The sequence below is a fragment of the Gracilibacillus thailandensis genome (genome assembly GCF_010994055.1).
GTDB classification, from domain to species: Bacteria; Bacillota; Bacilli; order Bacillales; family Amphibacillaceae; genus Gracilibacillus; species Gracilibacillus lacisalsi.
This window is the reverse complement of record NZ_WJID01000009.1, coordinates 51,162-74,933: the sequence shown is the minus strand read 5'-3', so window position 1 is coordinate 74,933 and position 23,772 is coordinate 51,162. Positions and strand designations below refer to the sequence as shown.

Sequence of the window (23,772 nt, the reverse complement as noted above, 5' to 3'; positions counted from 1 at the left end):
CCATTCTATCAATAATTTCCTGTTATAACCATTTATTAGATTGAAATAGGAAGGGCAATTATTATTCTTCATATGTTCCAATTAAATCTAATGCTTCCTCAACAAGCGACATATCAATAATTTGATCAAAATCTAATTCTCCTTGAATCGCACCATTTTCTTTATAGAATTGGTATTGTTTCTCTACGTCTTCTTCAAATATATAGCCATTTGGATTTAAACCTGTTACACCAACTTCTTTCCATAGCGCTTCATCTTTCAATGCTGTGTGATTGGCCATGATAGAGATAACTTCACCGTTGTCATCGATATCCTTTATAAAGAGGTCATGGTAATCACGAACTCCTCTCAAGTATGCTGCCATAAAGCGAACGGCAACATCTCGTCGTTCTGTTAAAAACTTTGGTGAACCTAAAACCATTGCGATTTGCGCTTCTGGAGCATAGTCGGTTGCATCGTGGAAACGCTGGTGTATGCCTTGATTCTCTCCTTGTGTAATAAGAGGTTCAATTTGCAAAGCAAGATCAATTTGTTCATTTCCCATCGCAGACATCATGTTACTAAAGTCACTCATCAAGACAAATTCTACATCATCTTGCGAAACATCGGCATGTTTCAGCATTTCATTGTAAATATAATGATCAACACCGTTTTCTGTAGAAACAGCAATTTTCTTACCTTTTACATCAGGATAATCTTTAATTTCATTCTTTAAATCTTCTCTTACAACAAAGGTAAAGTAGGAACTGCCTTGATTGTTATGACCTTTGTCAGCAATAAAGCGAACATCAATACCTTGTGCGATCGAATTGAAGAAAGAAGCGGAAGATATACCACCGGCTACATCAACTTCACCAGCTGCAACAGCAGGCAACATTTCATCACTGTTGCCAAACGTTGCGAATTCTACTTCAATGTTATACTCTTCAAAATAGCCTTTATCTTTTGCGATGTAAAAACCTGCTCCAGAAGCGGATCCATCTTCTGCGATCACTACTTTGGCGGTCTCATCAAGTGGGGTTAAAGAATCAGTATTTTCGCCGTCACTCTGTTGATTGGAATCGGATGATTGACAACCACTTATAACCAAGAACGCGACAACTGTCATTATTAAAAATAGAAATTTTTTCATTGTTATTCCTCCATTACAATTACTCACTATAATCTGGCTTGCTTTACTTCATTTTGCAGATGCTCCCATACATCTAAGAAAATGTCTGTCATGGCTGAATCGGATCGTACTTTTTCAATTGATCGTGGTCGTTTCATCTCAATGTTAATGTCTTGAACAATTCTTCCGGGTTGTGAGCTCATTAGTAGAATTCGATCACTAAGCAATAGTGCTTCATCAATACTATGGGTGATAAAAAGAACCGTTTTCTTAGTTTCCTGCCAAATCGAAAGTAATTCTTCTTGTAAAATGAATTTGTTCTGTTCATCTAAGGCTGCAAATGGTTCATCCATTAATAAAATTTCCGGGTCATTTGCAAAAGCTCGTGCAATACTAACTCGCTGCTTCATACCACCAGATAGTTCTTTCGGATACAATCGTTTGAAATTAGTTAAACCAACTTTGTATAAATAATATTCGGTGCGTTCTTTTATATAAGCACTTGGTAAATGTCTCATTTTTAACCCGAATGCAACATTTTCTTCTACCGTGAGCCAAGGAATGATTCCATTTTCTTGAAAAACCATCGATTGTAATGGCTTTTCTTTATCTGTCTGGTGAATGATTACTTCACCAGCACTCGGTTTTTCTAAATTAGCTAAAATTCTAAGTAAGGTTGTTTTTCCGCAGCCACTTGGACCTAGTAAACAGACGAATTCTCCTGGTTGAATCGATAACGTGATGTCCTGTAAAGCTTCGATATACTTATTTCGTTTAATAAATTTTTTCGATAATTGATTAATCTCAATTTTTGACAACTTTATCCCTCTTTTCTACGTTATTTCCAGGGCAATAATTTTCGTTCTATTCCTCTTAGTAATAAGGAGAAAAAGTAACCAAAAAACGAAATAAGCAATAATCCGACATACATTTGTGGCAGTAGAAAGGCTTTATAATTCATCCAAATTAGGTAGCCGATTCCCGAATTAGCACCGATCATTTCGGCTGCTACTATTGTCAGTAGTGCGATCGCCTGGCCCATTTGTATCCCTTCCAGCATAACTGGTAATGAGCCGGGAAGTGCAATTTTGAAAAAGAAGTCTTTTGCATTGGCTTGATAATTCTTGGCGACGTCCACGTAGATCTTATCGATATTCGCAACACCTGCTGCGGTATTGATAGCCACTGGAAAAAAGACACTAATTGCAATAGTAATCATTTTCGAGAATTCTCCGATCCCAAACAGAATTAGGATAATAGGAAGCATCGCCAATGTTGGAATCGGCATAAAAATCATAATGATAGGTGAGAAAAAATGTCTGAAATAACGATACATCCCCATTAATAGCCCGATACAGATTGCAGGAATAACCCCGAGTAAGAACCCAAATACAATTCGCGTTAAACTAACAGTTACATGATTAAAAAGCTCCCCAGACTCTCCCATCTGCACAAGTGTTTGTAAGATCAAAGTGGGTGCTGGAAAGAAACGAGGGTCTAATATCTCGAACTGTGAACAAAACTCCCATAAAAGAAGTAAGCAGATTGGGGAGGAGATGGTAATCAATTGTGGTATAGATACTTTTTTTTGCATGACATCTCTTCCTCTCTTTATATGGCTATCATATGTATTCGCCCAGAAGGTGTGCAAAAAAAGTCTGTATGATAAGTTGACAAGAAAAGAAGGAAGTCGACGTATACAGTAATTGTTAATCTATGTTATTTCTGGTTATGCTAGTTAGTGGAATCAGATAATCCTTATGGGCAGAAGAATGCAGCAGCATCAATGGTTAATATGGACGCTTATGCTTTGGAGAAATCACCTGAAGGAAGAATCGATCAAAGCAAAAGGCGAGGAAAGGGGTGAGATAAAATAACGGTTATGTGGAATAGAGCAAAAATTGAAGGCAACAAAGTATAGCAACTGGTATGTAGAGAACTACAATAAACCAGTTGCTATATCAGTAGCTAATGCTTTAGTTATACAGTGAGCTGACAGATTGATGTTCATATAAACGGATAATCGCTTCGGCTGCAACAGGGGCTACAGTTAATTGTGTAATTTTATCGATTTGTTTTTCTTCAGATAATGGAATTGTATTCGTAACGATTAATTCTTTTATATCGGATTCAGCAATTTTATTGACGGCTATTCCCGAAAGTACAGGATGAGTTGTACACGCATACACCAGATTTGCACCATGTTTTCTTAATGCTTCTGCACTAGTCGTAATACGTCGTCCGGTATCAATAATATCATCTATAATAATTGCTGTTTTGTTTTCAACATCACCAACGATATTGATAGTAGATGCGCTGTCTCTCGGACCTCTGCGGTCTACAATAGCTATCGGAGCTTTTAACTGATCAGCTAAATGTCTGGCGCGTGATACACTGCTATGGTCAGGTGCTACTACAACAATATTCTCTAATTGTTTTGCATATAGGTAGCTTCCGATAATCGGGACAGCTGTAATTGGGTCTACAGGAATATCGAAAAAGCCCTGTGCTTGGGGTGCATGTAAATCAATAGAAATAATTCGGTCTGCACCAGCTTTTTGGATTAAATCTGCGATCAACTTAGCAGTGATTGGTTCTCGTGCACGAGATTTTCGATCCTGACGCGCATAACCATAATAAGGAATCACGACATTAATGGATGCTGCAGAAGCCCTCTTCAAAGCATCTATCATAATTAGTAATTCCATCATATGATCTTCAACAGGATCATACGTCGATTGAATAACGAAAACATCACAACCTCTAATGCTTTCTTCAATATTAATTTGAATTTCTCCGTCACTAAATGTTTTGACAGATGACTTACCTAAATCAATACCAATATGATGAGCAATTTCTTCAGCTAACGGCAGGTTGGAGTTTAAAGAAAAAACTTTCAATTTGGTATCATTGTATGTATCGTTCAAGCAAAAGACCTCCTAATTAATGAATGTCTCTTACATTATCGCAAAAAGCGACAAATGAAACAAGTTATCTCTCTTTCTTTAATGCTTGAATCAATGACATAATTTGCAACGTTTGTTCCTTTAACAAAGTAGAGGTGTTTTCCATAGATTCCGCAAGGCTTAAGGGCTGATTAACAATGGAAAAACAGCCTGCAAAATGTTCTCTTAATTTTGCAGTATTACCGCCCAAGCTGCCAGATAATAAAATGGTTGGTGTGTTATAGTTATGAGCAGTTTCTGCCACAAAACCGGGTGCTTTCCCATATAAGGTTTGTTCATCACTTTGACCCTCACCAGTGAAAATAAGGTCAGCTGTTTTGATACTTTGTTCTAGATGGATAGCATCAGCAATTAAAGATGCCCCAGATTCTAATTGACCTCCAAGTGATAGGAACGCGAATCCTAAACCACCAGCAGCACCAGCACCGGGAACCTGCTGCCAACTATGATGTAACTGATCTTCTATCAGATGAGCAAATTTGTTTAAAGCATTATCATATAATCGGATTTGTTCCGAAGATGCGCCTTTTTGTGGACCGTATATAGCACTTGCACCAAGCTTTCCACATAAAGGATTATCGACATCACATGCAATTCGAAAGTCAACATCTTGAATACGTGGGTCTAAATCATCCAATTGAACAGTGTCAATATGTAACAGGTCTTTGCCAAATTTATCGACAGGATTACCATTTTTATCAAATGCTTTTAATCCAAGTGCTTGTAATAAACCTAAACCACCATCGTTCGTAGCACTACCACCGAGACCGACAATAAATTGCTGACAGCCTTTATCTAATGCATCGAGAATCGCTTGTCCCATACCGTAAGTCGTCGTCAAATCAGGATTTCGCTTTTCAGTGGGAACTTGATACAATCCTGCATGCATGGCTGTTTCAATGACAGCAGTAGTCTGGTTAATAATAGCATAGCTCGTTTGAATTGTAGTGCCTAATGGTCCGAGTGTAGAGATCTGGACTTGTTCTCCAGATGTAGCTGATAAGATTGCCTCGATCGTACCTTCACCACCATCTGCCATTGGTTTGGTGATAACTTCATGACTTCCACTTGCTTGAATTGCTGTCTTTATCGTATTTGCGACTTCCGTAGCGGAAAGACTTCCTTTATAAGAATCAGGTGCAACAACAATTTTCATAACACTTCCTCCAATAAATAAGATCCTTTTTAGTAAAGTATAAATGAGATACCGCTTTCAATCAATCTTAAAAAGGAAGAGAGGAGCGTTTGGTGGAATTAAGGAGGAACAAGAAGTTGAGAAATCATAAATATAAAAAAAGATGATGCAATAATCACATCATCTTGATTAATTATTTTGTTGTACCATTGGTTGATGTACTTTAATTGATTTTCGCATTTCAAGTAGCACAATAGTAAAGGCAATATGACCGTATATCAGATTGGCAATGAATATTCCCCATAAATAGGCCTCTCCAGGTCCTATTCCAACGGTTACATATTTTATAAAGGTAAACCATGCACCAATAACAAAAGGTATTTGGCCTAGCGCAGTTTTCTTCCAATTATCGCCCCAAAGTAAAAAAGGAGTGAAACTAAAAATTAACAAGAAAATTAACAATATATCCATACTGAGTCACCTCAAGCTTTAGTTTGTAAGTGTTTTCAGTGTTAGTATAACATAAAGTTCATACTTTTGTAACAATTAGTTCATATTTTAGACACAAATTTTGAGTGGTACCGACTAGAGGGCGCGGTTGAATCTCCCTTATATAGCTTTTATCATTGTCTTTACTATTCCATTACCCGTGGTCAATGGGACGTTAAACCTGTCCAAGCACTTAGTTTCTAGATTCGAGTGGTCATATATCCAAATTAAAACGATGGTTAATACTACGAGAATAATATGTTAACGATGAAAGATATGTAATAAGATAAGCTGTTAAAATAACCGTAAGATTTCCCGATAAAGTTTGATTTACCGGGAAATGTGTCTAGGGAAATGATGAGTTTTTCCCGGTAAACTTATCATTACGGGGAAATGTATCAAATAAAATTAGAGGTTTTCCTTATAATAATTGAGCAAAAGATAGGGCGATTCGGAAGTCATTATCTTGTTAACATATAAAAGCCTTTAAGCACATTGCTTAAAGGCTTCTCAATAATGATATTAACCTGTATTACGCAGACCGGCAGCGACACCATTAATGGTAAGGAGAGCTTCCATTAACAGTTCATCATATTTCTCGCTTTCTTCTCCCTGATTGCGTAATTGTGATACGAGTTGAACTTGTAATAAATTTAATGGATCTACTAAAGGATTACGTAGTCTAACCGACTCTTTAATGTTATGACGATTATCAAGTAATTCCTCTTGTCCCGTAATTGTTAAGACGATATCTTTTGTTTGGCTATATTCTTCTTTAATAGCGTTAAAGATACGAGAACTAATTTCCTTATCTTGCATCATATTAGCATATTCCTGGGCAGTTTGAATATCTGCTTTAGTTAGGGCCATCTGTAGATTATTGATCGTTGCATTAAAGAATGGCCATTTTTCATACATTTTTTTCAGTAAGTCTAGGTTTCCTGTTTCATCAAGATATTTCTTAAAGCCGGTACCTGCAGCATACCACGCTGGCAGTAATTGACGACTTTGAGTCCAAGCGAATACCCAAGGGATTGCACGTAGATCTTCAAAGCGGTCACTGCCTTTACGCTTCATCGGACGGGAACCAATGTTCAAGTCACCTAATTCGTGTAAAGGAGTTGCTTGGTTGAAGTATTGGATAAATCCTGGATCTTCAAAAACTAACGATTGATATTTCTTCAATGCGTATTCAGAAATTAGACTCATCGCATCCACTTCTTCTTGTGAAGGTTTCATGTTTGTATTATCATCATTTAATCCCATGATACCAGTAAGCAGGGTAGAGGTAGCTTGTTCTAAACTACGGTAGGCAATATCTTCTAGTAAATATCGAGATGATAATACTTCCCCTTGTTCAGTAATTTTAACACCATCACCAAGTGTTACAGCTGGTTGTGATAATAGACTGGAATATAATGGTCCACCACCACGACCAAGTGATCCACCGCGTCCGTGGAAGTATTTTAATTTAACACCATAACTAGATGCAATATCATGAATTTCTTGTTGTGCCTGATATAACTCCCAGTTTGCTGTGATGTTACCGCCATCTTTACTACTGTCAGAGTAGCCAAGCATTACTTCCTGTAGGTCACCACGTGCTTCCAGATGTTTACGATATAAAGGAATATCAAATAATTTTTTAATCATTTCAGGTCCGTTTTTCAGGTCATCTATTGTTTCCAGAAGTGGTGCCACATGGATGCGACTAACTACTTTTCCATCTGGATAGACACGATAGAGTCCAGCTTCTTTAGCTAGTACTAGTACTTCTAGAAGATCACTTACATTGTCTGTCATACTGATTAAGTATACTTCAATCGCACGTAAACCAAATGTGTCCTGAGCACGCTTGATCATACGGAACGTGTCAATTACTTCTAATGTTTCAGGACTGAATTCATCATATATAGAAATGAGTGGGCGAGGATTCTCTAGAACAGAAACAAGTGTTTTAACTTTTTCCTCCTCGTCTAAAGATTTATATCCCTCAGCTATCCCAACCTTATGGAATATTTCACTAAGCGCTGATTCGTGCTCACCACTATGGTTTCGGATATCCAATGATGCAAGGTGGAATCCGAAAAGATCAACTTGACGAATTACTTTGCGTAAAAGCTTAACAGGATTGTAATTTGGATGATGAATTTTCATGCTTTCACGGATAAGGTTTAAATCCTCCAGTAACTCTTCAGCTTTCGCATAACCGCGTTCATCATCTCTTTCGGTAAATTCTAATTTTTTCAGCATAAGAGAAAGTTTTACTCGATATACTTCATCGTCTTTATGCCAGCCATTATAGGCTAATTCTTTACGATCTTTCTCAATAGAATCTCTTAAAGCTTCACTCACTTCGATCTTAGAATCGGAATGACTTAAGCGATCTTTTAATGTATCAAGTGCCTCTTTATATTTTCTTAAGACTAGTTCACGCTGGCGTTTTAATGTTTCGAATGTCGTTGTTGCTTTTACATTTGGGTTACCGTCACGGTCACCGCCGATCCAAGAACCAAAGCGTAAGAATGAAGGGATATTCCAACGTTGGTTATATTTTTCAAATAATAAATCCTCAAGATCGTCATGTATTTTGGGTAAAACATCAAATAGAACACGGTCAAAATAATATAACCCATTAGAAACCTCTTTCATAACAGATGGTTTCTTTTGTCTGATTTCTTGTGTTTGCCATAAGAAGGTTATTTCATTTGCAATTCGCTCTTTGATCATTTTTTTCTCATATCTTGTATAGGAATAATCCCACTGAGTTAATAAACGAGCAATTCTTTTATGAATTTGTAAGATAGTTCTTCTCGTTGCCTCAGTTGGGTGTGCGGTCATAATTAATTCTAATGACAATTTCTCAAGTAAATCTGTAATCTGTTCTGGACTAACATCGTTATCAATTAGTGTTTTAACTCCAGCTTCTAAAGAACCAGGCTGAATAATATTTGCATCCTGTGCTTGATATTCCCGGCGTCTTCTTGTACGGTAGTTTTGCTCGGCAATGTTTAACAAGTGCAGATGGATAGAGAAAGCACGAATAACAGTTTTTCTCAATCCCGGCTCCAGTTCATTAATTTTTTGTTTAATTTTATCTTGAGTAGTAGCATCTTGTGTCTCTCTAAATTCTGTGGAAAGAACACGAATCTCTTTAACTGTATTTAACAACGTATCGCCACCTTCATGAAGCAATACATCGTCTAAAATCTTGGTTAAGTATTCGACATCTTTGAGCAATGATACATTGACTTTTTCGGCTGATGTTATTGTCATTTGTCCCACTTCCTTTCAAAATTTTCTTTCAATTAATGTTATGAAATAAACGTATGCATTTAATAGTGTCGTGCTTTGAATAACTTGCATTGATAGTTGGTTGGAATTGGTTAGAGGACTTAAACTGGACGATCGATTTCACACTGCCTTATAGTCGTCAGAGATAATAAATGAAAATAGTTCATAAAATAGACACACCTATTATGATAACATGATTTTGACAAAAAGAATAATGATTTTTCTTTATTGTCGTAATTGTCTGAAAATCCGCGCATTCTATGTATAATAGTTGAGTCTATCTCTATATTAAGTTTATGCTAAATGAAAGAGAATCGCAAACCATTCAAAAAAAGAGGGGAAATCATGAAACTAGAAGGCGTTTTGCCAGCAGTTCGAAATATGAAAGACTTTGACAAAATTCTTGAAAGTGATCACGGACTATTTATTATTCTTGAAACACGGATTGCTCAGCTTCCACAGATCGTTCAATATGCTAAAAAAAACCATAAGAAAATATTAGTGCATGCAGATTTAATTAACGGATTGAAGGTTGATCAGTATGGCATGGAGTTTTTAATTCGCCATGTAAAAGTCGATGGCATTATTTCGACAAGAGCAAACGTTATTGCGATGGCGAAAAAGAGTAATATTGTTGCTATACAGCGACTATTTGCTATTGATAGTTCAGCAATTACCAAGAACATTGAGTTAGTATCTAAAACCCAACCAGATTACATTGAGGTATTGCCAGGTATTATTCCGGATGTGATCGGGGAAGTAGCAAACCAAACAGGTATACCAGTTATTGCAGGTGGATTAATTAAATCTAGAGAAAATATTGATCATGCACTGCAGCAAGGAGCGGTAGCAATTACGACTTCTAATGTAGAACTTTGGTGAAAAAAAGATAGAAGAAAATCGTTGACAGCGCTTTACATGAAGTGTATTGTTGTAATTAACAAGTTAAAGAACGTGTCGGAGATAAGGAGTCCACACAGCAATTTGCGTACTTTCCTAGGAAGTGGTGCGTAAAAGGCTGTGTGGGCTTTTTTTCTGGCACTGCACGTGCATCTCTTGTTGATGGAAGACTTATTAAAGATAAGGGGTGGATCATTTTGTCAGAGTTTTTAGCTGAATTAATCGGAACGATGATACTGATCATCTTTGGTGGTGGTGTTGTCGGTGGAGTGGTTCTGAAGAAATCAAAAGCAGAAGGAGCAGGTTGGGTCGTCATTTCAATAGGCTGGGGATTAGCTGTTGCGATGGGAGTTTATGCTGTAGGAAATGTCTCAGGAGCACATATCAATCCTGCTGTAACAATAGGTTTTGCTTCAATTGGCGAATTCCCATGGGCCAAAGTTCCGATGTATGTTAGTGCGCAATTGATCGGTGCATTTATTGGAGCAGTCATTGTCTTCTTTCAATACTTACCACACTGGAAGGAAACAGAAGATAAAGGGGCAAAGTTAGCCGTTTTTTCTACAGACCCTGCAGTAAAAAGTACACCTTCCAATTTAGTCAGTGAAATAATCGGAACCTTTGTATTAATTATGGGGCTGTTATTTATCGGTGCCAATCAATTTACGGAAGGATTAAACCCTGCCATAGTAGGTTTGTTGATTATAGCAATCGGGATGTCACTGGGGGGAACAACTGGTTATGCCATTAATCCAGCCAGAGACTTAGGGCCACGAATTGCTCATGCTGTCTTACCGATTATTGGAAAGGGAGATTCCGATTGGGGTTATGCTTTGATACCGGTAATAGGTCCGATTATCGGTGGTGTTTATGGAGCCGTTTTTTATAATGCTATCTTTGTAGGTGAAATCACGCTTTTATTTTGGATCATGTCGGTTGTGATAGCAGTTATATTAGGCGTAGCGTTAACTGCAGAACTGAAAAAGCATAACGGACCTATCAAGTCAACCAATAATTCTTCCGAAAAGGAAGCGGTTTAAAAGATACTGTGAGACTACCGTCAGTGGGGGCTTACGGAGATAAATACATTTTGGGGAGGAAGTATAATGGAAAAGTATATTTTATCAATTGATCAGGGAACAACTAGTTCAAGAGCGATCATTTTTGATCAGAAAGGAGAGATTGTTGAAGTTGGACAGCAGGAATTTCAACAATTTTTCCCGAAGTCTGGCTGGGTGGAGCACGATGCTAATGAAATATGGACTTCTATATTGGCATGTATTGCAGAAGCATTAAGAAAAGCAGATATCGAAGCATCCCAAATTGCCGGAATCGGGATTACCAATCAACGTGAAACAGCAGTTGTTTGGGATAAAGAAACAGGTAAACCTATTTATAAAGCAATTGTCTGGCAATCCCGTCAGACAGAAGATATTTGCCGGGAATTACGTGAAGCAGGTTACCAAGATACATTCCGTCAGAAAACAGGTCTATTGATTGACGCTTATTTCTCTGGAACAAAGGTGAAATGGATTCTAGATCACGTAGAGGGAGCGCGTGAAAAAGCAGAACAAGGCAAGTTACTTTTTGGAACCATAGATACATGGTTAATTTACAAGTTAACTGGAGGCAAAGCCCATGTAACTGATTATTCCAATGCTTCCCGTACTTTAATGTACAACATTTATGATTTGAAATGGGATGAAGAATTATTAGATATATTAGATGTGCCCAAAAGCATGCTGCCAGAAGTAAAATCATCGTCGGAAATATATGGGGAAACGGTTGATTATCATTTCTTTGGTCAGAATGTTCCAATTGCTGGTGCTGCAGGAGATCAGCAAGCAGCATTATTCGGTCAGGCATGCTTTGAAAAAGGAATGGTGAAAAATACGTATGGAACAGGCTGCTTTATGCTGATGCACACTGGTGAAGAGCCTGTTAGGTCCGACCATGGCTTGTTAACCACATTAGCTTGTGGTGTCGATGGAAAGGTGGAGTATGCGCTGGAAGGAAGTATCTTTGTTGCCGGAAGTGCTGTTCAATGGTTACGTGATGGATTACGCATGTTTAAAGATGCAGGAGAAACGGAAAGCTATGCAGAAAGAGTGGAGTCAGCCGACGGTGTTTATCTAGTGCCGGCATTTGTAGGGTTAGGAACACCGTATTGGGATAGTGATGCTCGTGGTGCCGTATTTGGTTTAACGAGAGGTACTACAAAAGAACACTTTATCCGTGCCACATTAGAGTCGATTGCATATCAGACGAAGGATGTACTTGGTGCGATGATTGAGGATTCAAATATCGAGGTGAAATCATTACGCGTTGACGGTGGTGCTGTTGCGAATAATTTCTTAATGCAGTTCCAAAGTGACTTATTGGACGTTCCAGTAGAAAGACCGGAAGTGATTGAAACAACTGCATTGGGAGCAGCTTATTTAGCTGGTTTAGCTGTTGGTTATTGGGAAAGTAGAGACAATATTAGCAGTCAATGGAAGGTAGATAAACAATTCAATAGTGAGATGGACAGTCAAACGCGAGATGATCTATATAAAGGCTGGAAGAAAGCTGTCGAAGCAACCAGGCTTTTTAAATAAAAAAATAAGTGAGACTTCGATTGGCGGAAGTATTACGGACGATCAGCTCCGTAATAAAAACTATTATTGTAACCAAAAACGAACAACAATTGATTGTCAGAACTTAAAGGGGAGAAATCTATGACTTTTTCAAGCAAAAATCGCAGTAATACGTTTGATCAAATGAAACAGAATTCATTGGATATGATCATAATAGGTGGTGGCATTACAGGTGCAGGAATTGCTCTTGATGCTGTTTTACGAGGGTTAAATGTTGCCGTTGTTGAAATGCAGGATTTTGCAGCGGGTACTTCAAGCAGATCTACCAAGCTTGTCCATGGTGGGTTACGTTATTTAAAACAATTTGAAGTGAAAATGGTTGCTGAGGTAGGGAAAGAAAGAGAGATTGTATATGAAAATGGTCCTCATGTGACAACACCTGAATGGATGATGCTTCCATTTTATCAAGAAGGGACATTCGGTCCTTTTTCAACTAACATTGGATTACGGGTGTACGATTTCCTTGCAGGCGTTAAAAAATCAGAACGTCGAAAAATGCTTAGCCGGGAAGAAGCGATCAAACGCGAACCGTTATTGAAAGATGAAGGACTTAAAGGTGCAGGCTATTATGTCGAATACCGTACCGATGATGCAAGACTAACGATGGAAGTCATGAAAAAAGCAGTGGAAAAAGGAGCTCTTGCCTTAAACTATGCAAAAGTATCTGATCTCCTCTATGAAAACGGCCGTGTCAACGGAGTAAAGATAGTTGATCAATTAACTGATGAAGTACATGAAATGAATGCAACATATATTGTTAATGCCGCTGGTCCATGGGTAGATACCATTCGTGAAAAAGATCATTCCAAAAAAGGAAAAACATTGCAATTGACGAAAGGGATTCATCTTGTCTTTGATCAATCACGTTTCCCTTTAAAACAAGCGATCTATTTTGATACACCTGATGGTCGAATGGTATTTGCAATTCCACGTGAAGGGAAGACGTATGTTGGAACAACAGATACTGTCTATCAAGGAAATATCGCACACCCGACAATGACGGAAGCAGACAGGGATTACGTATTAGATGCGATAGCGTTTATGTTTCCTGATCAGCAGATTACAGCTGATGATGTTGAATCTAGTTGGGCCGGATTACGACCATTAATTCATGAAGAGGGAAAAGATCCTTCCGAAATTTCACGTAAGGATGAGATTTTTGAATCAGATTCTGGTCTTATTTCGATTGCCGGTGGTAAATTAACAGGTTATCGAAAAATGGCAGAACATGTTGTAAATGTCATTCGTGATAAAATGGTGCAGGCAGAAAAAAAGGTCTTTTATCCGAGTGATACGAAGCATTTACCAATATCAGGTGGTGATGTTGGTGGATCAAAAGGTTTTAAAGCATACATGACAGAACAAATTGCCAAAGGGGTAGAAGTAGGATTATCAGCAGAAGAGGCTAAAATGCTTGTACAACGTTATGGCTCTAATATTCCGATTGTTTATGATTACTATCAACAAGCTGTAAACAAGGGTCATTCTCTTGCACCGGTAACATATGCAATGCTTCATTATAGTATCGAGCATGAAGCGACTTGTAAACCAGTTGACTTTTTTATTCGTAGAACAGGTGCACTATTCTTTGATATTAACTGGGTTAGAAAAGAGAAGCAAGCAGTCATTCATGAGATGCAACAAATCTTTAAATGGTCCGATCAAACTAAAGAAGCATATACAGAGGAACTGGACCAATTATTATACGAAGCTGTACATCCAACTAATAAATAAAGGAAATAGTGGACTTAGTCGAACATGCTGAGTCCACTATATCTTTATTGTCTAAAAACTGGAAAAATCAATTAATTTCCGCTATGATGAAAATAAATAAAAAGAGGTGATGGGTAAATGAAAAAAGTGATAAATAATGCCAATCATGTCGTGGATGAAATGTTAGATGGATTAGTGACTGCTTATCCGACCTTTCTGAAAAGGCTTCCAGGTACAACTGTCATTTCGAGAAGTGATGCGCCGGTACAGGGAAAAGTCGGTATTGTAAGTGGTGGCGGAAGTGGTCATGAGCCAGCACATGCTGGATTTGTTGGAAAAGGTATGTTAGATGCAGCCGTAGCAGGAGAGGTCTTCACGTCTCCAACACCTGACCAAATAATCGAAGCAATTAAAGCGGTGGACAGTGGAAATGGTGTTCTTTTAATTATCAAGAATTATACGGGCGATGTCATGAATTTTGAAATGGCACAAGAAATGGCGGAAATGGAAGGGATAGAAATAGCAAGTGTAATTGTGAATGACGATGTTGCTGTGGAAGATAGTACCTTTACAGTGGGAAGAAGGGGAATTGCTGGCACGGTGTTTGTTCATAAAATAGCTGGTGCTAAGGCAGCTACGGGAGCATCACTTGAAGAAGTAAGAGCTGTCGCTGAAAAAACGATTGCAAATGTTCGATCTATGGGTGTGGCATTATCATCATGTACTGTACCTGCTGCTGGAAAACCAAGCTTTACATTAGCAGATAACGAGATGGAAATTGGTATAGGTATCCATGGTGAGCCAGGGATAGAACGACTACCATTGGAGGAAGCGGATAACATAACTACCATTTTAGTTGACAAGATTTTAGCAGATATAAATTATGAGAAAGCAGAAGTTGCATTAATGGTAAACGGTTTAGGGTCAACACCTGAAATGGAGCTACATATTGTAAATAGAAAGATCTCTGAGATTTTAATGGAAAAAGAGATTACACTGTACAAAACCTGGGTAGGGGAATATATGACATCTCTTGATATGGAAGGATTCTCGATAACATTATTAAAATTGGATAGTGAATTAAAGGATTTATTAGTTCAAGATGTCAAAACGATTGCATTTCACGTGTAAAAGGAGAATTGGATGATTATATTAACGGTTGATAAAGCCAAGGACTGGATGAAAGAAATTCAAAAAAGAATGTTTGATCATAAAGATCAATTAACAGAACTGGATCAAGCGATCGGAGATGGGGATCACGGCATTAATATGGCGCGTGGATTCCATGAAGTTGTCGCAAAAGTTAATCATACATCATATGATTCCGCAGCGGATGTCCTAAAAAGCGCTGCGATGACATTAATGGCAAAAGTAGGTGGAGCATCAGGTCCTTTGTATGGAACTGCGTTTCTCAAAATGTCTTTGGCAATGCAAGGGAAAGAAGTAGATCAGAAAGTCTTTAAACAAGCGATAAATGATGCAGTCGAAGGCCTCCAAGCTCGTGGTAAAGCAGATTTTGGAGAGAAAACCATGTATGATGTATGGAAGCAAGTAGCAAACTTTCTTCAAGAAGAAGATGTACAAGATTGGCACGGTATTCTAGAAGTTTGTCAGGCAACGATTGAGGACACACGAGAAATGGCTGCAACGAAAGGCCGAGCTTCTTATCTCAAAGAACGTTCCAAAGGACATGTAGATCCTGGTTCGATGTCTTCCTTTTATATTTTTGAAGCACTGGCCGAAGTAATCGATTTGGAGGAATAGAGATGGCAGAAAAGGTAGGAATCATTATTGTTTCCCACAGTTTTCCGATTGGTCAAGGAATCAGGGCATTGATTGATCAAGTTATCGATGATGTGCCACTTTCACTGGCATGTGGAACAGAGGACAATGAAATTGGTACGAGTATAGAAAAAATCCAAGAAGCTATTGAACAAGCTGCAGGTGAAAGTGGTGCTATTATCTTTTATGATCTAGGTAGTGCTAAAATGAACGCAGAAATGGCGATGGAATTACTGGAGTCTTCGAATATACGTATTGCTGAGGATATTCCAGTTGTAGAAGGTTCTTATATTGCTGCTGTGGAATCTAACTTAGGTAAGTCTGTAGAGGAAATTATATCTAGCTTAGAGAAAATGAAGATAAATATGTAATTTAAGAATCCCCTGTCATCACTGGATAAGACAGGGGATTAGGTTTCATATTAGATGGAAAGATTAGTTTATTGGATCAATTATAACATTATCGATATAAAATGAATCTTCAGGATTGGAAGTTTCAACATATAATTTCAAGGAAGAAATTTCCTGACTGATCGTATAGTTTCCTGTTAATGGGATCCATTCACCGTTATTGGTTTCTATCTCCTCAAGTGGTAAATAAGTTGTGCCTCCGAAATCTGTTATTTCAAGCATGAATTTGACCGTACTAGGAGTTTTAGGTGCATCAACGAAACAGAAATAGGCTGAGAATTCGTATTCTTCTCCTTTTACAACCATGTCTGTAATATCAATAGAAGGCCCGTGCCAAGAGGAAGTCCGATTAGTTGTTTTTAAACTAAATTCACCAGATTGCTTCTCTACTTGTGTAGCTTCTAATATTTCTGATCCCCCTCTACCTTTCCAGCCATTCGTTGTGCCATCTTCATAATCAAACAAAAGCTTTTCTAGTTCGATAGGCTCTTCAATTCCATCATTGAAAGTAAATTTATCTATAGCAAAAAGCTTTTTCCTGCTATCTCCTTTAAATACAAGGTACATGTCATGGAAACCATACGCACCATCAGATGGATTTGTATCAATCATGGTCGAAACTGTTTCCCATTTATTAGAGTTATCTGTTGAAACGGACATTTCTCCTACGACGGGTCCGTCTACTGGATCATCAAGTCGAATTTCAATCAATCCCCCGTTTATTGGCCTCACAGAAGCATCCATTGATAAAATATGTTCCATTCCAGGTTGGCCATTAGCTGTACCATCTGCAAAATTTATATTTTCATACTTAATATAGTCGCCGTTTCTAACATGCTTAATGTATGTTTTTTCCTTACTTTTTGGAATACCTTTCGATTGACCGTCATTTTCTTCTGCCTCATAACTTGAAAAGACATCCTTCATATCTTCAAATGCTGGAAGCTCATAATCTTTCGGGATAAAAGTGGTTATACTATTACTACGTAAATTCACCGTAATAGATTTACCGTTATTCGTAACCTTCACATTGTCTAATTTTTTCAAGTTTTCGTTACCTGATGTTCGATATGGGACAAGTTCTTTTATTTTTTCAGGGAACTGATCTAGTTTAAATGTGATGGTTTGATTTGTATCATTATTATTGACAGCAACGATACTAAAATTATTTGTTTTCGGATCTTTATATGCAGTGATCTTTACATCTTCAACAGGGGATGTGTCTGACCCAATCATGATATAGCCAGGACGAATAAATCGACTATAATTTCCAAATGCATAATACCTTTTGAAAACTCTAAACATTCCATTTACCTCACCGTCATCATCAGTGGTCAAACGTATTAAATCAGAACCATCTGCACCATTAACAGCAGCTGGCCACCACCAGAAATATGCACTAATCCCTGTTACATCAAACATATCTCCAATTAAATTAGCGTGGCGCAGTCCATCTTTTATCGTATTGAATTCATAAGACTGTAAGCCTTCCCCTTGGTTCATATATTCTGTTTGCCAAATCGTTTTACCTTTTTCTGTTGATACTGGAAATTCTGGGACCTCAGTGCCAATACCATATGCGTGTGAAGCTACTACATCAATATAATCGACCGTAACAGGATCATTTAGTGATGGAAGTGCATACTCCTCAGTAAAATGCATATGTTCAGGCATTACAATTTTAGCCGGAACATTCCTTTCTTCGAAGGTAGGCCCAAGATAATCTCGAATAAATATATTCATTTCCTCTGGTGTCCAAACTGCTCCCGAATAACTTGGACCATAATGGGGTTCGTTGGCAATCGAAATATAAGTTATATCAAGATCAAAATGTTCCTTATAGCCTAGCACATATTCAGCTAGATAATTTGCGAAGTCTTGATAATTTTCTCTCTTTAATTTTCCTTCTCCCGTACCAATTACACTATCGTTTGTCTTCATCCAAGCAGGAGGACTCCAAACAGAACTAAAAAATGTAGTAACTCCTCGTTTTTCCGCCTCTCTCATAAACCAAATTTGATCCTTGTCAAAATCATCTTTCTTTAATTCCCAATCTGGCTCATCCCACACATATTTCCCTGGCTCAGGTTGGATTGTAGAGGTAGCTTCACCATCTCCAACTAAGTTACGTACCATGGATAATCCAATGCCTTCCTCTTGAGAAAAAATCATATCTAAAATTTTCGTTCTTTGGGGTTCTGGAAGTTCCATAATATATGATGGTTTCTGAAAAGCTCCTGATCCGCCAAATCCGTCTATATGCTGTCGATTTTCATCCCATTCAATAACACTAGTTAGTGAAGTAGCTTTTACTTGCGATAACCAAAGATTAGTTGAAACGAAGCTAATTGTTAACACTAAAATGAAAATAAAATAAAGCCTTTTTCTACTCATAATAGACACATCCTTAATATAATTTTTGAAGATAGCGCTTTCAATTAATGGTATTAAATCCTCCTTTCCCGGCCAAGTCACATAGAGATATTCTAGGTTGCCTAGTATGGTACTATGCGTTTACATTAATATCATCAAAACAATTAAAAATCAAGTATTTATGAAAAGAAAACACTCACAGCAAAATTTGAAATGAAATTTGCCACTGCTAGTTATTTTATTCCGTTTTATAATACAATAAAATAAAACTAACATAGCTTAGGAGTGAGAATAATAGTGGACAAATTGTTCTCAGTAAAGTACCAATTAAGCGGAAATCCTGATCATCAAAAACTACATTCCCATGAAGATTTTGAAATTTTTATGTTCCACAAAGGCGTTTGTCGTTACCTTATTAACAATCAAATCTATGATTTACAACCTGGAGATATTTTGTTAATGGATGGACTTGCTCTCCATAAACCAAATATACCAGAAGAGGGTGAATACATTAGAAGTCATATTCATTTTATTCCAGAAGTAATAGAACCAGTCTTACATTCCATGAAGGCAATAGAATTACTAAATGTATTTCATCATTCCCATTACCTAATTCGTACAAATAACTCGCAAAGTATTCAACAGATAGAAGAGATTTTTAAAAAGATGGATCATGTTGATCGATGTAAGAGCATGATGTACTCCGAGAAGGAATGGGAACTGAAATTCTTGCTAGGTCAAATGCTAGTGTGGATTAATTTCCTTTTTAGGGATGATTGTTTAAATGTCAGTAAAGAATTTAGCAGTAAAGCAGAGCATGCTGAAAAAATCGCATCCTATATTCAGCATCATTTTCAAGATAAAATTACCATTTCAGAAATTGCGTACAACCTTTGCTTAAATAAATCATATGTATCGCACGTATTTAAAGAGATGACAGGATATACGATAATGGAATATGTGATGGCGTGCCGGCTGAAACAAGTTAAATATTTGCTAGAAGCAGAAGAAAAGAAACCAGTGCAAGAAATCGCGTATGAGAGTGGTTTTGAAAATATTTCACACTTTAGTCGATACTTCAAGGAGAAGGTTGGCATAACCCCAAGAGATTACCGAAAAAAGCGTCTTGAAATTTATAATAATGCGAATAATGATAATTCTCTTCATTTATCTTACTTAAAAAGATAGCGCTTACCAAGTATTATAAAGAAGGAGTTTTGACGAATGGGATTATTAAGGTTAGGTATTGTTGGTTGGAATCAAGAAGTTAATGATTATATCTCTTTTATCAATGATGGGTTAATTCAAAACTTAAATGTAGTTGCAATCTTTGATAAAGATCCTTCCATAAAAAGAATAGTCTATTACCATTATCCCGATATTCCTTTCTACCATAGCTACAAAGAAATGATGTATAACGAGAATGTAGAAGCCGTTTTAAGTTTTCACCCTTCACTTCTTCATTCCAAATAAGAGAAGCCATGGTAAACCTATGCCATGGCTTTTTAAGGTCTATTTAAAATTTCACAATCTTTCCCGGATTACTCCATTCAACACCTAAATCATTTGGAAGACAAAACTGATGATAGCATTGTTTTAATGTCTCATCTAATCCTTGAACAGTCGTCAATTTTCGGTCTTCGTCATAAGCTATCCAATGTTTAGGAAATTTAGGTATGTCCTTTACGGATTGGTGTATTCCGTAAATCGCATTGACATGTGCACTTGCGGCTTCCGGTCCACATAAAATACTTTGTTTTTCATTACGGAGCGCTTCTAACATAACTTCTAATTTTACTATATGAATATTTTCAGGATCTTCGTATACCTTTTCTCTGCCGTCATGCCACTTAGCTATAATATCCCCGCGTTCTCCCTCTGGATGATAGGTGATTGTTGCATCTTCAAACTCTAATGTATATTTCGGACGATGTTCATCAGCAACAGCATGCGAAGCAAGATAAACCATTTCTATATCATTTTTGGTATGGATATGAATTGCACATGTATCAAATGTTTCTATTGGATTGGCACGATATAATTCAGCCGAAATTTGATCGATTTCCGCACTCGTTTCAATAGAATCACCAGATAAATAGAGTAGATGGTGTAAGAAATGTGCGGTAGCATTATTGGCAACACTATCAAAAATCATCTCTCCGTCTGGACTATATTTTTTTCCTGCCCACCCAGATCGATTAAAATAGTCAGCGTTTCGGGGCCATAATACTAGACTTTTCATCCTGATCGGACGACCAAATGCTCCGCTTAATATATCCTGTTTTAAAGATTGAATTGATTTAGTAAAAGACCAGTTAAATCCGATTGCTAAATTTTTCTGGGTACGATCCCGTGTTTCAATCATTTCCTGCAAATGCTCGCGATTGGCTGTTGCTGGTTTTTCACAAAGGACGTGACTGCCTCTTTCCATCGCAAGACATGCTTGTTCCTTATGTAGATGGATAGGAGTCGATATAATGGCAAGGTCAGCTTGATGATCTTGATAGAATTGTTCCAACGTATCATAGATGGGGATATTTTTATCCTTGATTTCCTGATAATACCTTGACTGTTCAGGTGCAACATCAACAGCACCTTTCAAGAATACGTTTTCATAATTGTTTTCAAATAAATTTTTCAAATAAACATTTCCATAACCTCCGATACCAACTAATACAATGGAAATCTGGTTATCCATAGGACAAATCTCCTCACTTTTTGCTTTTTTTAAAATCAATACTATATAATAGCAATATATCACAACTTCCTATTTTTCGCAGTAGATGCTGGAAAACTAAACAAAAAAATCTGAAATCTGGAGGAAGTTCCATGTTAAAAGATATTCGAATCGAACCATTCGGTATACAACTATATGAAAGCAAGCATCACGCTGGTGACCGTATTGAAGAACATCACCACCAAGTCTATCAACTACTTTACGCGCTTGAAGGGACAGGTAAAATCATCTTAGATGGAAAAGAATATCTTCTTGAACAGGATCACCTAACATTTATTACACCATTGACACCACATGCGATTATTTCGGATCATAAATTAACTGTCTTGGTGCTCGCCTTTGATAGACGAATTAAAGACGGAACGAATACAGAATTATTTGAGAAATCATTATACGGATCTAAATTTATCGGTTTAAACCCTTTTAATAGTAGTGAGATTCGCCAGCTATTGCGGACAATGCTTTATGAACAAGCTCATGACAGTCTGCATCAGGAAACAGCGTTACGCACATACTTGTCACAACTTTTATTATTAATCGCACGTGGCGGGAAAAATAATGAAAAAGTCGATGCGAATACCTTACGGGCAGAGCGGCTAAAAGATTATATTGATTCCCATTACTTTGATTGGATCCATGCAGAAGACTTGGCATCACGGCTCGGAATAAGTACGAGACATATGAATACAATTTTCAAAGAAACCTATTATATGACCCCTGTTCAATATTTAACAGAAGTGCGCGTAGGTCTAGCTAAGAAAATGTTAGCAGAAACGGACAAAGATATTGCTTCGATTTGTTTTGAAGTTGGATTTGAGTCGCTTTCTACCTTTTATCGAGCCTTTAAGAACATTACGGAGATTTCTCCTAATAAGTACCGGACTAAACAACAGCATATTGATAAGCGAAGTTGATGTTGAATTATGGAAAGTTGCCATAACATCGTCTAAAATGCTAGTAATCTCTCCATTTCATTTCCGATTTTAAGAAATTCGTTCTTAGATTAATAAGACGAATTTTTTTTATTAAGCTAAACTTAATATAAATTAGCAACTGAAAGGGGAAAAAATAATGGCAGAACATAAAATCGGCATTATTATGAATGGGGTTACAGGAAGAATGGGAACGAACCAACACTTAATTCGTTCTATTAAAGCAATTAGAGAGCAAGGCGGTGTTTTATTAAAGAATGAAGATACATTAATGCCTGACCCAATCTTAGTAGGGAGAAACGAAAAGAAATTGAAAGCGTTGGCAGAAGCGCATGGCATTGACCGCTATTCATCAGATTTAGAGGCGGCATTAAACGATGATTATAATGAAATTTATTTTGACTCTCAAACAACGGTTAGGCGCGCTGATAGTATTAAGCAAGCAATAGCAGCTGGAAAACATATTTATTGTGAAAAGCCAACAGCTACTAACCTAGAAGGATCTGTTGAACTAGCAAGATTGGCAAGGGAAGCAGGAGTGAAAAATGGAGTAGTACAAGATAAATTATTTTTACCAGGTCTACTCAAATTAAAGCGTCTTATCGATTCCGGTTTCTTTGGCAAAATGTTATCAGTAAGAATGGAATTTGGTTATTGGGTGTTTGAAGGGGATTGGCAAGAAGCACAACGTCCATCTTGGAACTATCGGAAAGAAGATGGCGGTGGTATTATCGTCGATATGTTTGCACATTGGCGTTATGTTATTGATAACCTTTTTGGCAATGTCAAAGCAGTGTCTTGCTTAGGTGCTACCCATATTCCGGAGCGTGTTGATGAAAATGGTGAAAGATATCAAGCAACTGCAGATGATGCTGCATATGGAACATTTGAATTAGATAATGGTGTGATTGTACAGGCAAACTCATCTTGGGCAGTAAGAGTAAATCGTGATGATTTGTTAACTATTCAAGTGGATGGTACGGAAGGTAGTGCAGTTGCAGGGCTTCGCGATTGCAAAGTACAACATCGTGTCAATACACCAAAACCAACGTGGAACCCGGATATTGAAAATCCATTTGATTTCCAAGCACAATGGCAGGAAGTACCAACAAATGATGTGTATGACAATGGGTTCAAAGTACAGTGGGAGTTGTTCTTAAAGCATGTCTTTGCAGATGAGGAATTCCCTTGGGATCTGCTTGAAGGTGCAAAAGGAACGCAACTTTCTGACCTTGGTTTACAATCATGGGAAGAAAGACGCTGGGTAGAGGTACCAGAAATCAAATTGTAAGGA

Annotated in this window: 20 protein-coding genes; 11 read left to right on the top strand and 9 right to left on the bottom strand. The window is 37.4% G+C overall.

The window, feature by feature from the left end:
- Positions 1-61: 61 nt before the first annotated feature.
- The 7 genes from GH715_RS04105 to ppc form a co-directional block, all read right to left on the bottom strand.
- Positions 62-1,132, bottom strand: a complete 1,071-nt coding sequence (locus GH715_RS04105) for an ABC transporter substrate-binding protein (RefSeq protein ID WP_153834367.1) — start codon at positions 1,130-1,132, stop codon at positions 62-64.
- 26 nt (positions 1,133-1,158) lie between these two features.
- Positions 1,159-1,929 (bottom strand): ABC transporter ATP-binding protein, encoded by a 771-nt coding sequence (locus GH715_RS04100; protein WP_153834366.1) that lies wholly within the window; start codon positions 1,927-1,929, stop codon positions 1,159-1,161.
- Between the two features lie 20 nt (positions 1,930-1,949).
- Positions 1,950-2,705: an ABC transporter permease gene (locus GH715_RS04095; RefSeq protein WP_153834365.1), complete on the bottom strand. Its 756-nt coding sequence runs from the start codon at positions 2,703-2,705 to the stop codon at positions 1,950-1,952.
- Between the two features lie 382 nt (positions 2,706-3,087).
- Complete coding sequence (locus GH715_RS04090; protein ID WP_153834364.1) at positions 3,088-4,038, bottom strand: ribose-phosphate diphosphokinase; 951 nt, start codon at positions 4,036-4,038, stop codon at positions 3,088-3,090.
- Between the two features lie 64 nt (positions 4,039-4,102).
- Complete coding sequence (locus GH715_RS04085) at positions 4,103-5,233, bottom strand: glycerate kinase (RefSeq protein WP_153834363.1); 1,131 nt, start codon at positions 5,231-5,233, stop codon at positions 4,103-4,105.
- Between the two features lie 168 nt (positions 5,234-5,401).
- Positions 5,402-5,683, bottom strand: a complete 282-nt coding sequence (locus GH715_RS04080) for a spore morphogenesis/germination protein YwcE (protein WP_153834362.1) — start codon at positions 5,681-5,683, stop codon at positions 5,402-5,404.
- A 540-nt stretch (positions 5,684-6,223) separates the two neighbouring features.
- Complete coding sequence (ppc, locus tag GH715_RS04075; protein ID WP_153834361.1) at positions 6,224-8,977, bottom strand: phosphoenolpyruvate carboxylase; 2,754 nt, start codon at positions 8,975-8,977, stop codon at positions 6,224-6,226.
- A 363-nt stretch (positions 8,978-9,340) separates the two neighbouring features.
- On the opposite strand from ppc, the gene GH715_RS04070 reads away from it, so the two are divergent.
- The 7 genes from GH715_RS04070 to dhaM all read left to right on the top strand — a co-directional run bounded on the left by GH715_RS04070 (position 9,341) and on the right by dhaM (position 16,397).
- Entirely contained in the window at positions 9,341-9,877 is a 537-nt protein-coding gene (locus tag GH715_RS04070) for a glycerol-3-phosphate responsive antiterminator (protein WP_153834360.1), read from the top strand.
- A 215-nt stretch (positions 9,878-10,092) separates the two neighbouring features.
- Positions 10,093-10,935, top strand: coding sequence for an MIP/aquaporin family protein (locus tag GH715_RS04065; protein ID WP_153834359.1), 843 nt, complete (start codon positions 10,093-10,095; stop codon positions 10,933-10,935).
- Positions 10,936-11,001: 66 nt separating this feature from the next.
- Positions 11,002-12,492, top strand: coding sequence for a glycerol kinase GlpK (glpK, locus tag GH715_RS04060; protein WP_153834358.1), 1,491 nt, complete (start codon positions 11,002-11,004; stop codon positions 12,490-12,492).
- A 120-nt stretch (positions 12,493-12,612) separates the two neighbouring features.
- Positions 12,613-14,265 carry a glycerol-3-phosphate dehydrogenase/oxidase gene (locus GH715_RS04055; protein WP_153834357.1) on the top strand — a complete coding sequence of 551 codons (1,653 nt, stop codon included), beginning with the start codon at positions 12,613-12,615 and terminating at the stop codon, positions 14,263-14,265.
- A gap of 117 nt (positions 14,266-14,382) precedes the next feature.
- The gene (dhaK, locus tag GH715_RS04050) at positions 14,383-15,375 is read left to right on the top strand and encodes a dihydroxyacetone kinase subunit DhaK (protein WP_153834356.1); all 993 of its coding nucleotides are present in this window, start codon (positions 14,383-14,385) and stop codon (positions 15,373-15,375) included.
- A 12-nt stretch (positions 15,376-15,387) separates the two neighbouring features.
- Complete coding sequence (gene dhaL, locus GH715_RS04045) at positions 15,388-16,008, top strand: dihydroxyacetone kinase subunit DhaL (RefSeq protein ID WP_153834355.1); 621 nt, start codon at positions 15,388-15,390, stop codon at positions 16,006-16,008.
- 2 nt (positions 16,009-16,010) lie between these two features.
- Positions 16,011-16,397, top strand: a complete 387-nt coding sequence (gene dhaM / locus GH715_RS04040; protein WP_153834354.1) for a dihydroxyacetone kinase phosphoryl donor subunit DhaM — start codon at positions 16,011-16,013, stop codon at positions 16,395-16,397.
- A 63-nt stretch (positions 16,398-16,460) separates the two neighbouring features.
- Here dhaM and GH715_RS04035 read toward each other — a convergent pair whose 3' ends face one another.
- Positions 16,461-18,830 (bottom strand): carbohydrate binding domain-containing protein, encoded by a 2,370-nt coding sequence (locus GH715_RS04035; protein WP_153834353.1) that lies wholly within the window; start codon positions 18,828-18,830, stop codon positions 16,461-16,463.
- Between the two features lie 276 nt (positions 18,831-19,106).
- On the opposite strand from GH715_RS04035, the gene GH715_RS04030 reads away from it, so the two are divergent.
- Together GH715_RS04030 and GH715_RS04025 are read left to right on the top strand one after the other, a co-directional pair.
- The gene (locus GH715_RS04030) at positions 19,107-19,997 is read left to right on the top strand and encodes a helix-turn-helix domain-containing protein (protein ID WP_153834352.1); all 891 of its coding nucleotides are present in this window, start codon (positions 19,107-19,109) and stop codon (positions 19,995-19,997) included.
- 36 nt (positions 19,998-20,033) lie between these two features.
- Complete coding sequence (locus GH715_RS04025; protein WP_153834351.1) at positions 20,034-20,282, top strand: hypothetical protein; 249 nt, start codon at positions 20,034-20,036, stop codon at positions 20,280-20,282.
- 43 nt (positions 20,283-20,325) lie between these two features.
- Here GH715_RS04025 and GH715_RS04020 read toward each other — a convergent pair whose 3' ends face one another.
- The gene (locus tag GH715_RS04020; protein ID WP_153834350.1) at positions 20,326-21,507 is read right to left on the bottom strand and encodes a Gfo/Idh/MocA family protein; all 1,182 of its coding nucleotides are present in this window, start codon (positions 21,505-21,507) and stop codon (positions 20,326-20,328) included.
- Positions 21,508-21,638: 131 nt separating this feature from the next.
- Here GH715_RS04020 and GH715_RS04015 point away from each other — a divergent pair, with 131 nt between their 5' ends.
- A complete protein-coding gene (locus GH715_RS04015) occupies positions 21,639-22,460 on the top strand; it encodes a helix-turn-helix transcriptional regulator (protein WP_153834349.1) in 822 nt (273 codons plus the stop codon).
- 157 nt (positions 22,461-22,617) lie between these two features.
- The gene (locus GH715_RS04010; protein WP_153834348.1) at positions 22,618-23,769 is read left to right on the top strand and encodes a Gfo/Idh/MocA family protein; all 1,152 of its coding nucleotides are present in this window, start codon (positions 22,618-22,620) and stop codon (positions 23,767-23,769) included.
- The last annotated feature ends 3 nt before the right edge of the window (positions 23,770-23,772 follow it).